The organism is Ferruginibacter sp., assembly GCF_031391665.1.
GTDB lineage: Bacteria > Bacteroidota > Bacteroidia > Chitinophagales > Chitinophagaceae > Ferruginibacter.
This window is the reverse complement of record NZ_JANMUN010000099.1, coordinates 34,117-51,123: the sequence shown is the minus strand read 5'-3', so window position 1 is coordinate 51,123 and position 17,007 is coordinate 34,117. Positions and strand designations below refer to the sequence as shown.

The window sequence follows — 17,007 nt, the reverse complement described above, 5'->3', positions numbered from 1 at the left end:
CCAAATTCCCTACTTCCCTTTACCGCTAAATATAATCTTAATAGTGTGCAGCATTATTTTAAAATCAAGCGCCAGCGAAATATTTTCAATGTACATTAAATCGTAAGGCATGCGTTCAATCATTTCTTTAATGGATGAAGCATAACCAAATTTAACCATTCCCCAGCTGCTGAGGCCGGGCTTTACTTTAAACAAATAATTATACTCTGGATGCTGTTGAATAATCTGATCGATATAAAATTTTCTTTCTGGTCTTGGCCCCACCAAACTCATTTCGCCTTTAATAATATTTAATAACTGCGGCAATTCATCTAAGCGCCACTTGCGCATTACCTTACCCCATTTTGTAATCCTTGGGTCATCATCAAAACTTAACAATGGCCCATTTTTTTCAGCATCCTGCACCATGCTTCTGAATTTATACATTATAAACGGGTTGCCTTTATACCCAATTCTTTCCTGAAAAAAAAATAAAGGCCCACGTGAAGATGCTTTTAAACGCAGTGCTGTATAAATAATTAAAGGCGAAAGCAGCACCATTGCAATAATAGAAATCACAATGTCGAGTAAACGTTTTACATTTTGCTGCCACGAAACCAGTAGCCCCGAGTGCAGATCAATTAACGGCACACCCAACACATTATTGGTTTGTACGGCACCACTTAAAATATCAACCGTGTCGGGTGTAATTTTTATGTTTACATTTTTATCGCTCAGTTGCTGTAAGATCTTTTCAATTTTTTCTCTTTCTTTTTTTTCTACTGCAATAATTACTTCTTCAATATTTTTTTCTGTAATTACCTGAGTTATATTTTCTGCATTGCCAAAATTTATAATGGCCTCAGGCAAATTAGAAATGTTGTTGCCATTGGTATTTACAAAACCCATTATCCTGTATCCGGTTTTTTCTTTATTAGTAATTATGGAATTGTATAAAGCTGCTGCATTGCTGCTGGAGCCAACTATCAGTGTATTAAAAAAAACTAAACCGGTTTCCAGCTGAGTTTTTGCCCTGGCTAAAAAATATAAGCGAAAAATAAAAGTAATCAGCACCTGTATGCCCAGCAGCGAAAAAAATTCTTTAGAGTAAATGTTGTAATCTTTACTAGAATCGTACAGTAAAAACAAAAAAAGAATTACGATGCTGCCAATAAAAGAATTGTTGAAAGTATTTAAAAATTCCATCAACCTGCTTTTGTGATAAATGTTTTTATAACTGCCGCCAAGGTGGTATAAACTAATCCATGCAAGTGGATAAAGCACTAAGCCCAAATAAAATTTATTGCCCACCACAGGAGCTTCACCAATAATTTGTTTTCTTACAAAATAAAAAATAACCCATGCAATAATTGCAGCAATAAAATCGCCTGCTGCATACCATCCTATATGAATCCGGGGTTGTTTCAACTGTAACAAAAAATAATTTTAGAGAACAAATTATGCAGCGTTGTTAAATTTTAGCTGCTCATTTTAATTATGGTTAGCCTTGCTTATTTTTTCGAGTATCTGGTGTGCCACTTCCATTGCCCTAAAACCATCCACCACACTTACAGGAGTTTCGGTATTGTTTATAATTGCATTTCTAAATTCTTCCAGTTCCATTTTTATCGCATTTACATCTGCTACATTGGGGCTGGCAATTGCAATAGTTTTTTTACCACTGTTGGTTTCAATGTCAAACGTAAAAACATTTTTATCGCCGGGAGTATTTAGTTTTATTATTTCTGTTTTCTTCTCTAAAAAATCAATACCTATATAAGCATCTTTTTGAAACAGCCGCATCTTCCGCATTTTTTTCATCGATATGCGGCTGCTGGTAAGGTTGGCCACACAGCCATTATCAAATTCAATTCTTACGTTGGCAATATCAGGCGTATCGCTCATTACAGCTACACCGTTGGCACTAATATAATTTACATTACTTTTTACCAGGCTTAAAATAATATCAATATCATGTATCATTAAATCTAAAATCACACTCACATCAGTACCCCGGGGGTTGAACTGTGCCAGCCTGTGTACTTCAATAAACATCGGCTGCAGGTTGTATTCTTTTAATGATAAAAACGCAGGGTTAAACCTTTCTACATGGCCTACCTGAAATTTTATATTTGCTTCTTTGGCAAGCTTTACCAGTTCTCTTGCTTCGTCCATTGTATTGGCCAAAGGCTTTTCTACAAATACATGTTTGCCTTTTTTTATTGCAGCTTCACATAATTCAAAATGAAAAACTGTTGGCGCCACAATATCTACAATATCACAATCGTCAATTAATTTTTCAGCATCATCATACCTTGGTAAATTATATTTTTCGCTAACCAATTTTGCATTAGCGTCATCAGTATCACAAAAGCCAATTAATTGTATGCCTTCAATTTCGGCCCAGTTATTCAAATGGAATTTTCCTAAATGCCCCGTACCAATAACTCCAACTTTTAACATAGTATTTTTTCTTTTAGCAAATATTTTTTAGCAGCAGAAATATTTTTTTGTAACCAGCGATATTTCTTTATTCAACTTCATTGGCGTCGCACTCTTCAACACTATAACTTTATTCAACTTTTATCTAAGCGTATCTGGCATTTACTTTCTGCAGTATTATAAAAACAAAAGTCTTCCTGTACGAAGACTCCTTTATAATAAATCTTTTTAAACACCGGTTTCCTGCCAAAACCCCATCTTGCCAAATTTTTCAATCCGCTGGTTTATTCTTTCCTGTGCAGGAATTTTTTTAAGTTCAGCAATAACAGGTAATAAATGTTGCTTTAAAATTTGTGCAGCTTCATCATAATCCCAGTGGGCACCGCCAAGTGGTTCTGGTATTTTTCCATCTACCAAACCAAATTCAATCATATTTTCGGCAGTTAATTTTAATTGTTCTGCTGCAGTTTCTTTTTTATCCCAGGTACGCCACAAAATACTGCTGCAACTTTCCGGAGAAATTACAGTGTACCAGGTATTCTCCAGCATAAAAACTTTATCACCTACACCAATGCCTAATGCACCACCACTTGCGCCTTCGCCAATAATCACACAAATCACCGGCACTTTCAGGCGTATCATTTCATAAATATTTCGGGCAATGGCTTCACCCTGTCCTCTTTCTTCAGCTTCCAATCCGGGGTAGGCACCGGGAGTATCAATTAATGTAATAACAGGTTTATTAAATTTTTCTGCCAACCGCATCAGGCGCAATGCTTTTCTGTAACCTTCCGGGTTGGCCATACCAAAATTTCTAAGCTGCCGCATTTTGGTATTAATACCTTTTTGCTGGCCAATAATCATTACAGTTTCGCCATCTAACTGGGCAAAACCACCCACCATTGCTTTATCATCTTTTACATTTCTGTCGCCGTGTAATTCAATAAAATTAGTACACATTTTATCAATGTACTTTAAGGTATATGGCCTGTCGGGGTGACGGCTTAACTGTACTTTTTGCCAGGGCGTAAGATTATCAGTTAATTCTCTTTTAGTTTCTGTAATTTTTTGTTCCAGTTTGGTAATGGTATCACTTAAATCAATCTTGCTTTTTTCAGCGCTGGCCTTTTGTACTTCAATCTGGTCGTACAAATCTTTTACAGGCTTTTCAAAATCGAGAAACTGTCGGTTTTTAAGTTCAGGCATTTAATTTTTACTATTTGGTTTACGATATAGATTACTGGCAATCATTTTTATTGTAAGATAGACTGTAAAATTAGGGAATACAATATTTTAATAAAAGTTTTGGTACGGGAAAATCAAAAACCTATCTTTGCCCTCCCAAAAAAGGAGGGTGAAATTAAATCTTAATTTTAAACTCAGGGTTTGGGTAGTTGGATCGGTAGTTCAGTTGGTTAGAATGCTGCCCTGTCACGGCAGAGGTCGCGGGTTCGAGTCCCGTCCGGTCCGCTTTTAGAATATCAATTCTCACCAAAAGCCTGCAAAATCAACGATTTTGCAGGCTTTTTAGTTTTGGCATTATGCAAAATATTCATCAGAAATCAAAATGCTGGTGAGTTATTCGGTGAGTAAACTTTCTTCAAAATTTACTCACCAATTTTTACTAAAATGCTTTACTGGTAAGGTGTTCATAATTTGAACATCTTGTTTGCTGATGGTAGCAAGTCTAATTTTGTTAACTTTTTTAAGGTCACCACAGCATGCAAAACAGTAAATTCAGCAGTTAAATATGTAAAGAATTTTGGCAAAATCATCCGCATTTGTATTTCAAATAACTGGTTGGATAAAGATCCTTTTGTAAATTATAAATCAAAGTTTAAAGAAGTAGTAAGAGCATTTCTTTCACAGGACGAAATTGATGCAATTGCAGCAAAAGAATTTAGTATTGAGAGGCTCGGCCAGGTGAGAGATTTCTTATTTAGTTGCTACACAGGGTTGGCTTACATAGATGTAAAACAGCTAACCCGAAATAATATTAGCCTGGGCATTGATGGCGAAAAATGGATTTTTATAAGCAGACAAAAAACTGATACACAAAGTAATATTCCTTTGCTGCCAATGGCAGAGAGTGTTTTGGATAAATATAAAAATCATCCCCAGTGTATCAATGAAAAGAGTTTGCTGCCAGTACTCAGCAATCGAAAAATGAATAGTTACTTAAAAGAAATTACTGATGTATGCGGTATCACTAAAGAACTCGCTTTTCGCATTGCCCGGCACACATTCGCCACAACGGTTACACTTACAAACGGTGTTTCAATTGAAAGTGTAAGCAAGATGCTTGGCCACAGAAGCATTAAAAGCACACAGCATTATGCAAATATTTTAGATAGAAAAGTAAGTGATGATATGAAAATTTTGAGAGAAAAATTTCAAACAAAAAAACAAGCTACCAGTTTGACTAAAATAATTTAGCACAATTGAATTTTTTAAAGTCAACCAATAATAGTTATTAACTGGTAAAAGGATTTTATATTTCGGGAAATAGCAGCATATTTTTAACTTATCTGAAAATGTTGGAATGCTTACCGATAGCAGAAGTTTTATGAGCTATCCACGACATGACTATTTTAGGAGGATATTATGTAACATGTTTGGCGAAGAAATAGAAAACGGAGAATTGCCTGATGATGAGGGCACAGGTTGGAAAAATAATTGAAGACATCTGTTATCAAAATGCAAAAAAATATTTCAATTTTTTTAATGAATGGTATTGTTTTCAGAGTTTACAAATTTATCGGTAACAATAATTCCTGATTTAATCATTTCATTGTTTCTTAAAATATGTACTGCCCTTACTGCGTCTTCAAAAAGTATCAATGTTTTACCAGTATTAGTATTGATAAATGAATTTTTTTCAATATAAGAACGTTGTACCCCATAAATATTTATTAATGATGGATCTTTCTTTGTAAAACAATTGGTTAATTTATTATTTGAAAAAATAAGGAGCGGCCCCATGGTACTTTCATCTCTTCCGCTTCGCAGCATTCCTAAAATTTCTCCTTTATAATCGGCGAATGTGCAGTTTGTTATTTTTAATTTCTCCACATTATAATATCCCTTATTATCTGTTTCCTCAATAAATTTAAAAACATCGCCTGTGCCATTTTTAAAACTGCAATTATTTATAAGAATACTGTCAGATACACTTGATCTGGCAGCATTGAAGAAAGTGCCATTACTATTGCTTATACTGCAATTGCTCATTGAAAAATTGCAATGATTGCTACTGCCGGAAGTATCTGTAGTGATAATTTTTTTAGCTGTAGAAGATGTAAGGTCAAGTGCAATGTTGCTAAGCATCAATTTAGTCCCAGCTTTTATCTGAATAAAATAATCTACATTAGAATCTGATAAATAAAATTTAATCATTTGCTTTTGTGATGTTGTTATCAATACATCATTATTAATATTTAAAGGCGTACTGAAACCGTATTCGCTCCCGGTTAGATTGATGATCAGTTTATTTTTAGTGATGCAGTTGATTTGTTGAATAACCTCAGCGGCTGTTTTGCAATTTACACTTACTGTTTTTGTGATTTTATTTTTTTGACTGAACCATTTTGCTCCACAAGCATTACTTGCATTATTAATTATTTTCTGCAGTTGATTAATATCTGACAAACCTTGTTTTGAATCAAGTGCATTGGCGAGTCTTAATTTTCCTATTGATTTTAATGAGTCCGGGACAGGGGTGGTTAAATTAATTCCAGCCACCGGAACAACTAAATTAGCTGTATTTTTTGTGGTAATTAAAGTTTTAAAAAAACCATCAGTCAACTCCTGTTGTATTGCTTCACTCACTAAATTTCCCGTAAAACTAATTCTGCTGCAATCATCATAAATATTATAAAGTTGCTTGTCTTTCGAGTTGTAAAAAAGATTATTTAGAAATTTTACATTATACGGTTGCACCGTTCTTTCAGAATCACTTCCCTCACAAAAACTTATGGGAGTACATTCATAGAAACTATTATTACTAACTACTGCCTCTGAAACTTCAAGATATCTGTTTGCAGGAGAATTTGGAATGCCATTCATTATCGACATAGGTGAACGGAAACCTACGCCACGGCATTTATAAAATAAATTATTTACCACCCATTGCCCTTTATTTATAATTCTTACACCGCCGGTGCCTTCTTTATTATTACCAAAAAAAATATTACTTTCTACAGTGTTAAAATTGCCGTGGCGAAGTACAACGCTTCCCTGGCATTCTTTAAACAAATTATTGCGTATAATATTTTTGCAGGATTTGATAGATATGATTTCTGTTTCGCCATCACAATGTTCAAAATAATTGTCAATAATTTGTGTGTTGGAATTAAACTGGCAATGTTCAGATACGCCTACTCTTATAATTTCACCGGCATTGGATGCAAGAGGTATCCGCAACCCAAAATAATTATGGTCAATCAAATGAAAATTTTCCCTGCTTCTTTCATCATCCAGTATAACTGCCAGCAATACGCCTAAATTTTTTTTATTTAAAAAACTGCAATGGTCAAGCCGGTTTTTTTTACCATAAAAAGATATCCAGTAATTAGCATCTAATCTTTTTGGGTTATTAAAATCATTGATAACTGTATTTGTTACCCTGCAGTTATTGGCTATTTCATCACTATTGTTTCTGAATGTTATAACAGACTCTGCATCAGAATACCCATTAGTAAAGTAAAGGCCATCAACTATAATATAGTTTCCGCCAATTTTTAGTTTTGAATTACCAGTGATTAAAACTTTTCCGGGTGTTTGTGCTTTAAAGTAAATGGGCTGTTCTTTTGTGCCATTGCAATTCAACGCTAAGATTACATTGTTCCATTCTCCATTTTGCAGTATAACTAAATCACCTGGTTTTGCTTCTTTATTTGCTCTTGCAAGTTCTTCCTGGTTTTTTACCACAATAGTTTTAGCCAGTGAAATTATACTCACTAAAAGCGAAAAGTTGAGGAATAAGATTCTTAGTAACATAGTTTATTTTAACGGGTAATTTTAGGTAATATTTTTTGTGAAGATTCTCTTATGAATAGTTTAGGCTTTAAAATTTGTTCTGCGTTACTCATGTCTTCCTGATGGTGCATGGTTTCTATAAATAGTTTTGCTGCTGCCTTTCCCAATTCAAAAGACGACATGTCAACACTGGATATTTGAGGTGTAACAAGACTTACAACAGGTTCATTATTAAAACCCACTAAGCCTATATCCTCTGGCATTTTTAATCCCTTTTTTTTAATGGCCAGCATGGCACCAATGGCCATCCTGTCGCTGATGGTGAAAATGGCATCAGGTCTTTTTTTTATTGCTAATAACTCCTGTGTGGCAAAAAATGCATAATCCTGGTTAAAATCACAATGAATAATCAGGTCATCATCTTTTTTGATTTTGTATTTTTTCAAAGCATTTAAATAACCATCCATACGGCTGTTGCTGATACCTAAATTTTTTGGACCGGCCAAAATGGCTATGCGTTTATAGCCCTGTTCCAGTAAATGTTCGGTAGCAATAAAACCACCATTTTCATTATCCAGTCTTACACTCGGGGCAACCAGGTCAGGTGTAACACGGTCAAACACCACCATGGGAATATTTCTTTCCTGAATCTTTTTGAAGTGTTCAAATGACTTAGTTTCACTGGAGACGGAGATAATAAAACCATCAACCAGACTTTCCAGCAATCGCCTTGTATTTACAATTTCTCTTCCGAATGACTCATTGCTCTGGCATACCATTACAGTATATCCTGCTTCTAATGCCACCTCATCAATCCCTCTTACCATCATAGATAAAACATAATCGAGGTTAGGGACAATTACGCCAATGGTATGTGTTTGTTTTTGTTTTAGGCCAAGTGCCAGTCTGTTGGGTTGATAATTTAGTTCTTCGGATAATGCCATTACAGCTTTTTTGGTATCACTATTTACATCAGCTGCATTTCTCATCGCCCTTGAAACAGTAGAGATAGAAATGTTTAATTTCCTGGCAATATCTTTTATGGTAGCCGGCTTATCCATTAGCAAATCGTTTGAAGAGTAAAGCTACTGTTTAAAACATTACGAGAATACCGGTATCGTTACCGGTATCGTTATCGGAGTATATAATTTAGTATTTTATCAATGCATTAGCATTTATTGAGAAAATTGTCTAACAAATAGCCGGAATATTTACAATATTAAAATGAGCTAAAAAAAAGGATACTGATTATTGCCACTTAATATTACAAGGCGAAACTTGCTGTTTTAAATCAGTTGATGTTATTACTAATGATAAAATTGTAGCTATACACTCTGTAATACAGCTTCTTTCCACACAATAATTTTTAGCTTATAAAAAATTCTCTAACGTCATGAAAGGTAAAGTAGCAATAGTAACCGGGGGGTCGAGAGATATTGGCCGGCAGGTTTCATTAAAACTTGCAGCTGCAGGAGTAAAAGTTTGTGTTAATTATTTTGGCAACAAATCTCTGGCTGATGAAACTATACAATTAATAAATGAGGCTGGAGGAAATGCTATTGCTGTTTATGGCGATGTAACAAAAGCAGAAGATGTAAAAAAAATGGTGGGGGAATGTGTTGCAGCTTATGGAAATACCATTCATATTTTGGTAAATGTTGCCGGTGGCTTAATGGGCCGTAAAGTTTTGGCAGATATTGACGAAGACTTTTGGGATGCGGTGATGAATGTAAACCTTAAATCGGTTTACCTGGTTACAAAAGAAGTGGTGCCGTATATGACAGATGGCGGTGCTATTGTAAATTTTTCATCACAAGCTGCAAGAGATGGTGGTGGATTTGGAGGCGCAGCATATGCAGCTGCTAAAGGCGGTGTGCTTACATTAACAAGAGGGCTTGCCAAAGAACTGGGGCCTAAAGGCATCAGGGTTAATTGTGTTTCTCCCGGAATGATTAACACTACTTTTCATAACACATTTACCAAACCTGAAGTTAGAACAAATGTTGCTGCAGCCACTCCTTTAAGAAGAGAAGGTAAAGCGGAAGAAGTTGGTGACCTTGTTTTGTATCTGGCCAGTGATGCTTCTTCATTTATTAATGGAGAGAGTGTGGAAATTAATGGCGGAACTTATTTCTCTTAAAGCGGAATTAAAATATAAGGATGCTGCGATTGCCAATATTAACAGTTTTATTATTTGTTTCTGTGTTCTCTAATGCACAGCAACATCCTGTTACTTTTTTTACAAAGTCAGAAGCAGCTGAAGTAAAAAAGAAGGTAGGCGCTTTCCCGGTTCTTACACACTCGTACAATGAAATTAAAAAAGAAGTTGACGGATTTGTAGGTAAAGATGTTGATGTGCCTTTTCCAAAAGACCCTGCCGGTGGTTACACTCATGATAAGCATAAGGCAAATTATACGCTGATGTTTAACGGCGGTATTTTATATAATCTTACAGGGGATATTAAATATGCAGCATTAGTAAAGAATATGTTGCTGAAATATGCTGTGCTGAATCCCACTTTAAAAAATCATCCCCAGGCTACCAGTGCTTCACCCGGAAGAATTTTCTGGCAGGCATTAAACGATGCTAACTGGATGGTATATGCAGGCATGGCGTATGACCTTATTTATAATTCACTCAATGTTGCGGATAGAAAGAAAATTGAGGAAGGTGCTTTTAAACCTGAAGTAGATTATTTCACCAAAGATTTAAGAGGATGGTTTGACCGTATACACAATCATAATGTTTGGGCTTCTGCCGGTGTAGGCATTATTGGTATTGCCAGCAATAACCGGGAGTATATTGATATAGCATTAAAAGGTTCAGATAAAGATGGCAAGACAGGTTTTATTGCACAAATGAATCAACTTTTTTCACCTGATGGTTACTACACGGAAGGTCCTTATTATGTACGGTATGCTATTTTGCCCTACATGCTATTTGCAAATGCATTAAATAATACCAATCCTTCTTTAAAAATATTTGAGCATCGAAATAAAATTTTGCAAAAGGCATTGATGACCTGTTTGCAGCAAACAAACACGGATGGTGTTTTTTTTCCAATGAATGATGCCATAAAGGACAAAGATTATACTACCAATGAAATAGTTACGGCAATAAATATTGCCTGGAAAGTATATGGTAATGACGATGGATTACTAACTATTGCAAATAAGCAAAACAGGGTAATGCTTAATAAAGGCGGTTCTTCTATTGCAGCGGCATTAGCAACAAAAAAGAGTATTACCGCATTCTATCCGTACAAGACCATTGAAAGTACTGATGGTGTAAAAGGAAATGAAGGCGGTATAAGTGTGTTAAGAAATGGAAGTGGTAATACTTTAACCAGTTTGATTTTTAAATATGCCTCACAAGGAATGGGGCATGGCCATTTTGACAGATTGAATATCAACCTTTTTGATAAGGGCAATGAAATTTTACAGGATTATGGTTCTGCCCGGTTTATTGGTATTGAACAAAAATATGGTGGCCGTTATCTTCCTGAAAATGCAGCTTATGCTGCGCAAACAATTGCACATAATACCATTGTTGTTGATGAAACCAGTCATTTTAATGGTAATAGCGAATTGGGTGAAAAATCACATGCACAAAAATTATTTTCAGCTATTAGTAATCCATCAGTATTAGTGGTATCCGCTAAAGAAAATAATGCCTATCAAAGAATCGGCTTGCAACGTACTGTATATATGTTGCAATTACCTGACGAAAAAAAATTAGTGGTTGATATTTATAATGCAACATCTTCAGATGAACATCAATACGACCTGCCCTTTCAATACAATGGTCAGTTCATCAATCCTTCATTTAAGTATACCGCTAATACTAAAAAACAGGAAACACTCGGTTTAAAAAACGGTTACCAGTTTATCTGGAAAGAAGCAGAAGCTACAGTAGCTGACACAACCGTTCAGTTTACTTTTTTAAACAGCCATATCTATTATACGGTTTCTTCCCTGGTACAGGATTCAGCAAAAATTTTCTTTACCCGTTCAGGAGCAAACGACCCAAATTTCAACATCAGGCGGGAGCCGGCTTATATTATCAGGAAGAAAGGAAAAGACCAGGCATTTATCAGTGTTATAGAAATACACGGAAAGTATGATCCTATCTATGAGTTTTCCACCAATGCATATCCTGCTGTACAAGAAATAAAATTATTATTAAACAATAGTGATTTTACAGTAGCTGAAATTATAGTTGCAGGGAAAAAAATAATGATAGCACAGAGCAACAAAGATTTTGAAAAAACAAAAAAACATTCTTTGAATCTTACAAATGAAAAAATTGAGTGGACGGGCCCTTATTCACTTTTGTACGATGGAAAAGGATTGAAATAAATTGGAAAACAGATTTGTTAATTAAAAACAAAGTTTATGAATACAAACGAAGTGGTAAATACATTTATTAAGGATGATGATATAGCCTGGGAGCAGGTAGGAGCAGGTGTTAAACGAAAAATTATGAGTTATGATGAACGTTTGATGCTGGTAAAAGTGGCATTTGAAGCTGGCGGTATTGGTTCGGTTCACCAGCATCATCACACACAAATAACACACGTGGAAAGCGGTGTTTTTGAAGTGGAGATTGATGGTGAAAAACAAATTCTTAAAACCGGAGATGGGTTTTACATCCCACCTAATGTGTTGCATGGTGCTGTATGTATTGAAGCCGGTGTATTGATTGATGTGTTTAGCCCGATGAGAGAAGATTTTATGAAGTAAATACTATTCATTTATAATAAAGGTCTAAAACTAATAACGATTTAAAAAAACTGCTGTTATGAAACAATTACGATTTTTGCTATTAATGCTGCCTTTCATTTTATTGGCCGGGTTTGCATCTGCACAAAAAAAGGAAATCACCGGCAAGGTGATTGACCTGGCAACTGGTAATCCACTCAGTGGCGTTTCCATTGTTGCCGGAAAAGATAAAACCGGCACCACAACTAAGCAGGATGGAACTTATGCCATTGCTGTTGGCCCAAATATTAAATTTTTGGCTTTTTCCTTTGTGGGGTTTTCTTCACAAAACATTTCCATCGACAACAAATCAATCATTGATGTTTCCTTAGTATCCGAAGCTACTACTCAAAGCGAAGTGGTGGTAATTGGTTATGGTACTCAAAAAAGATCTAATATTTCTGGTGCTGTTTCTAAGTACAAAAACGACCGCATAGATGAAACTCCTGTTTCTAGATTGGACCAGGCACTCCAGGGAAAAATTGCTGGTGTTACGGTACAAAATATTTCTTCAGAAGCTGGTGCTGAACCAAAAATAAGTATCAGGGGTATTAGTTCAATAAATGCAGGAGCCCAGCCATTGGTTGTTGTTGATGGACAGATTACACCCGATGGCTTAGCCTTTATTAATCCGGCTGATGTAGAATCAATTGAAGTTTTAAAAGATGCTGCATCTGCGGCAATTTATGGTTCAAGAGGTTCCAGCGGAGTTATTTTGGTAACTACAAAAAAAGGAGTTGCCGACAAACCCAAGTATAATTTTAAATATAGCATTGGCCAGAAAACAGATTACAAACGCTATGATATTATGACTTACAGCGAATACGTAAGCCTGTTATTTGAAGAAATGGCAAAAAGAGCTACAGATCCAACAGTAAACCAGGCAACTAATACAGTCCCAACTGGTGAAAGGGCCGCTTATATACTGGAAAATCAAATACTCGGCGGAGCGGTAAATTGGCAGGCAGAGTCATTAAGACCTGCTACTTTTCAAAACCTGCAGTTTGGTGTTTCCGGCGGTAGTAAAGCCGTAAAATATTATTTGTCAACTGCCTACCAGGGTGATGAGGGCATGATGTACAAAAGCAATTATGAGAAGTTTAATTTGAGGGGCAAGATGGATATTGAACTCAGTAAAAAAGTAAAATTGTCGGTTAATTTAAATCCTTCTTATTCAAAAAGAGAAGCACCATCACAAAATTTTACTAATTTCTGGAGAATGCCCGGATGGCTTCCTGTGCGTCATACAGAAGTAACAGCTGCATTTGCAAGAACAAATCCACTGCAATCAAATATTAAGGCAGGAGATTACGCTCATCAAAGACATTTTAATGCTTTAAATTACTCTGGTACTATGCCGGACGGCAGCACCTGGTCTGGCAATGCCAGTGCTGGTGGGTCGGCTCAACAAAACCCAAAGTCAGAAGTTGACAGAACTGATATAAATACGAATGAATACAGATTACAATCCGCTGTAGAATTAAATATTAATATTTTACCGGGATTGAATTTTAAATCCTTAGCAAGTGGTTACGTTAACTATACAAAAGGCCTCAGTTTTTCTCAAAGAAATGCAAATAGAGATGGCGATTTGAATATTGGAGTATTTAGTAATAACTCTAATATCTATTTGTTGTCAGAAAATACTTTGAATTATGTGAAAAGCTTTAAGAACCACGACTTTACTGCATTGGTAGGTGCTACCACTGAAAGAACAGAGATAGTAAGAGAACAAACCACCGGTCTGGATTTTCCAAGTGATGATATCAGAACATTATCCAGTGCTGCACAAACTGATAAGGCCAGAACATTTGGCACCAAAGCTATAATTGGCCTTAATTCATTTTTAGGCCGTGTAACTTATGCTTATAAAAGCAAGTATTTATTATCTGCCAGTTTACGTACTGATGGTAGTTCATATTTTGGCCCGGGTAATAAATGGGGTACTTTTCCGGCAATATCATTTGGATGGGTAGCCAGCAAAGAAAAATTACTCAGTGATATAGATTGGTTAAGCAACCTTAAATTCAGGGGAAGTTATGGGGCTACGGGTAACAACAGGATTGTAGCGGATGCATGGCTGGATTTATTATATGGCTCAAACTATCCATTAGGAACTGCAACAGGTACCAGCAGCCCGGGATTAATTTCTTCTACTTCAATATTATCAAATCCAAATATTACCTGGGAAAGAACATTTCAAAACAATTTTGGTGTAGATGTTTCTTTATTTAAAAACAAAATTGGGTTAACACTTGATGTTTATCAATCAAAAACAGAAAAATTGCTGTTACAGCAATCCATAATGGCATTTACTGGTGCTCAGCAATACTGGAATAATTTAGGAAGTTTAAAAAATACCGGATTCGAACTTGAGCTGAACACCAAAAATATTCAAACAAAGAATTTTACATGGACAACTGCTGCAAATCTTTCACGTAATAAAAATAAAATTATTGAATTAGGATCAGAGGCTTTCTTGTTAAATCAGGGAGAGCGGGCTGAAGTTTACAGGAACCAGGTGGGAAAGCCTTTGGTAGAATTTTTAGGATTTAAAACTGATGGAGTTTGGATGTCTCAAGCCCAAATTGATGATGCAAGAGCAAAAGGGTTAACCTCCACTTTACCAGCTGTATTTACACCTGGCGGATTAAAAATTGTAGATATTAATGGAGATAATAAGCTTGACAATAACGACAGAACTGTTCTTGGTAATCCATATCCTGAATTTATTTGGGGCGTTACTAACAAACTTGGTTACAAAGGGTTTGAAGTAAGCATTTTCCTCCAGGGAAGCCAGGGCGGAAAACTCATTAATGGCGATCCTAATTATAATGAATCGGGCAGGTTGATGAGAGTTTATAATACAAACCGCTGGGTAAGTGCCGCTTTTCCGGGAGATGGAAAAACACCCATAACAAGAGGAACAGGCTTCAACTGGATGTTAACCGACTATGTTATTGAAGACGCATCCTATTGGTCATTAAGAGAAGTAAATATAAGTTATGCAATACAGCCTTCTGTAATTAAAAGATTAGGGTTGAACGGCCTTAGGTTTTATGTAGCTGCACAAAACCTTTATTTCCATATGGCATCTAATTACAGAAGCCTTAACCCGGAAGGCAGATTCCAAAACGGCCCATACAGTTCTGTTTTAATTGATGGGTATCAACGGGGAACTTTCCCTATACCCAGAACATTAATGGTAGGATTAGACATTAATTTTTAATAAATCAATTTTAAAATAATTTAGAATGAAAAATTTAATAATAATTCTTTTTGCAAGCCTGCTTGTTTTAGCTTCCTGCAAAAAAAATATTGACAGGTATCCACTTAATAATGTTGCAATTGATAATTATTATAAAACTGCTGGTGATATTCAGATTGCATTAAATGGTTGTTATGCAGGCCTGAGACCAACATTGCTGGAAGAATGGCAAATGACAGAGTTAAGAAGTGATAATGCCATAATGGGTAATCCTGGTAGCACTTCCGTTCCTAACCGTGAAAAAAGTGATCTGGATTTATTTGTTCCCAGTACCTCACTGGCTTCAGTATATACTTATTGGACTACTAACTATGCCAATATCCGTAATATCAATCTTGTATTAAATGCTTTAGAAATAAATTATAATGAAACAAATGGTACACTTACCAGGGGAACAACTGGTGTTGCCATTACTGATGCCGAACTTAAAGAATTATCTGCACAGGCTGCATTTTTAAGAGCCAATCATTATTTTAATTTAGTAAGGCTTTATGGTGGCGTATTCTTAATTCATGAACCCTTCTCAGGTGCACAGGCACTTGAAGCTGTTAATGTAAACAGGTCTTCGGTTGATGATATCTACAAATTAATAATTGCCGATTTGCTATATGCTTCTGCAAACGGTGTGTCATTAAATTACACTGCATTTGCTGCAGCCAATTCCGGCGCAAATTTAGGTAAGGCAAATGCCTGGGCAGCAAAAACTTTACTGGCCAAAGTTTATCTTACACTCAACAGAAAAACAGATGCTATCCCTTTATTAAATGATGTTATTACTAATAGTGGTTATGGTTTATTAACCTCAGGTTTAACTCCCTATGCTGATATTTTTTCTATCAGCAATGAAATGAACAGAGAAATAATATTTGCTGTACGGTATAAAGCAGGTGGAATAGGCTTAGGCTCTCCATGGCCCAATACATTTGCTCCAGAATTAAGCGGCACTGCAGTTGTTAATGGTGATGGCGATGGTTTTAATACCGGCACAATAGAACTGGAAGCAGCTTATACTGCAGCCGATGCCCGTAAACCAGTAAATCTGGGAATTTGGTCAACTGGTAATAACAGAAGGCTGTATGCTAAAAAACATATTACTCCGGTAACCCTGATTGACGATGCTGAAAACGACTGGATTGTTTTAAGATTTGCAGATGTTGTATTAATGTTGGCAGAAGCACAGGGTAATACTCCTGCAAGCCTGGCATTAATAAATCAAACCAGGGCACGTGCTGGATTAGGGGCTACACCATTAACAGCCTTAACAGTTCCTACCGACCAGCGTTTTGCAGATTCTTTATCAAAGGAAAGAAGATTGGAATTTGCTTTTGAGAATGTGCGTTGGTTTGATTTGCTCCGATTCAATACAACCTTACCACTGTTAAGTGAGAATGCTGTAGCAAGATTGAAATCTCATTATGCTTTTATGTTTACAAGCCATTATAGCAGGTACCCAAGCCCGGCACCTACATTACCAACCATTCAGGGGTATATTACTAATGATAAACTGTTATTACCTATTCCGCAACGTGAAATAGATAATAATACCAAAATAGTTATACCACAAAACCCGGGTTATTAAG

Annotated in this window: 12 protein-coding genes and 1 tRNA gene; 8 read left to right on the top strand and 5 right to left on the bottom strand. The window is 35.9% G+C overall.

Annotated elements, in window-relative coordinates:
- Positions 1 to 9 precede the first annotated feature (9 nt).
- The 3 genes from ACY651_RS07950 to ACY651_RS07940 form a co-directional block, all read right to left on the bottom strand.
- Entirely contained in the window at positions 10 to 1,407 is a 1,398-nt protein-coding gene (locus ACY651_RS07950) for a sugar transferase (RefSeq protein WP_462251451.1), read from the bottom strand.
- A gap of 63 nt (positions 1,408 to 1,470) precedes the next feature.
- A complete protein-coding gene (locus tag ACY651_RS07945; protein ID WP_462251449.1) occupies positions 1,471 to 2,442 on the bottom strand; it encodes a Gfo/Idh/MocA family protein in 972 nt (323 codons plus the stop codon).
- A gap of 207 nt (positions 2,443 to 2,649) precedes the next feature.
- A complete protein-coding gene (locus tag ACY651_RS07940; RefSeq protein WP_462251447.1) occupies positions 2,650 to 3,627 on the bottom strand; it encodes an acetyl-CoA carboxylase carboxyltransferase subunit alpha in 978 nt (325 codons plus the stop codon).
- Positions 3,628 to 3,817: 190 nt separating this feature from the next.
- Between ACY651_RS07940 and ACY651_RS07935 the strand changes: the two genes are divergently transcribed.
- The 3 genes from ACY651_RS07935 (at position 3,818) to ACY651_RS07925 (ending at position 5,101) form a co-directional block, all read left to right on the top strand.
- Positions 3,818 to 3,891, top strand: a tRNA-Asp gene (locus tag ACY651_RS07935).
- A 186-nt stretch (positions 3,892 to 4,077) separates the two neighbouring features.
- Complete coding sequence (locus ACY651_RS07930) at positions 4,078 to 4,857, top strand: site-specific integrase (protein WP_462251445.1); 780 nt, start codon at positions 4,078 to 4,080, stop codon at positions 4,855 to 4,857.
- Positions 4,858 to 4,963: 106 nt separating this feature from the next.
- A complete protein-coding gene (locus ACY651_RS07925) occupies positions 4,964 to 5,101 on the top strand; it encodes a glucuronate isomerase (RefSeq protein ID WP_462251443.1) in 138 nt (45 codons plus the stop codon).
- Between the two features lie 41 nt (positions 5,102 to 5,142).
- On the opposite strand, the gene ACY651_RS07920 is transcribed toward ACY651_RS07925, so the two are convergent.
- Together ACY651_RS07920 and ACY651_RS07915 are read right to left on the bottom strand one after the other, a co-directional pair.
- A complete protein-coding gene (locus ACY651_RS07920) occupies positions 5,143 to 7,419 on the bottom strand; it encodes a polysaccharide lyase 6 family protein (protein ID WP_462251441.1) in 2,277 nt (758 codons plus the stop codon).
- A gap of 8 nt (positions 7,420 to 7,427) precedes the next feature.
- Positions 7,428 to 8,459, bottom strand: coding sequence for a LacI family DNA-binding transcriptional regulator (locus tag ACY651_RS07915; protein WP_462251439.1), 1,032 nt, complete (start codon positions 8,457 to 8,459; stop codon positions 7,428 to 7,430).
- Positions 8,460 to 8,791: 332 nt separating this feature from the next.
- Between ACY651_RS07915 and ACY651_RS07910 the strand changes: the two genes are divergently transcribed.
- Genes ACY651_RS07910 through ACY651_RS07890 form a run of 5 tightly spaced genes read left to right on the top strand, consistent with a single transcriptional unit; the run spans position 8,792 to position 17,006 of the window.
- Positions 8,792 to 9,538, top strand: a complete 747-nt coding sequence (locus tag ACY651_RS07910) for an SDR family NAD(P)-dependent oxidoreductase (protein ID WP_462251437.1) — start codon at positions 8,792 to 8,794, stop codon at positions 9,536 to 9,538.
- A gap of 20 nt (positions 9,539 to 9,558) precedes the next feature.
- A complete protein-coding gene (locus ACY651_RS07905) occupies positions 9,559 to 11,757 on the top strand; it encodes a heparinase II/III domain-containing protein (RefSeq protein WP_462251435.1) in 2,199 nt (732 codons plus the stop codon).
- A 36-nt stretch (positions 11,758 to 11,793) separates the two neighbouring features.
- A complete protein-coding gene (locus tag ACY651_RS07900; protein WP_462251433.1) occupies positions 11,794 to 12,141 on the top strand; it encodes a cupin domain-containing protein in 348 nt (115 codons plus the stop codon).
- Positions 12,142 to 12,199: 58 nt separating this feature from the next.
- Complete coding sequence (locus ACY651_RS07895; RefSeq protein ID WP_462251431.1) at positions 12,200 to 15,388, top strand: SusC/RagA family TonB-linked outer membrane protein; 3,189 nt, start codon at positions 12,200 to 12,202, stop codon at positions 15,386 to 15,388.
- Positions 15,389 to 15,413: 25 nt separating this feature from the next.
- Positions 15,414 to 17,006 carry a RagB/SusD family nutrient uptake outer membrane protein gene (locus ACY651_RS07890; RefSeq protein WP_462251429.1) on the top strand — a complete coding sequence of 531 codons (1,593 nt, stop codon included), beginning with the start codon at positions 15,414 to 15,416 and terminating at the stop codon, positions 17,004 to 17,006.
- Position 17,007 lies beyond the last annotated feature (1 nt).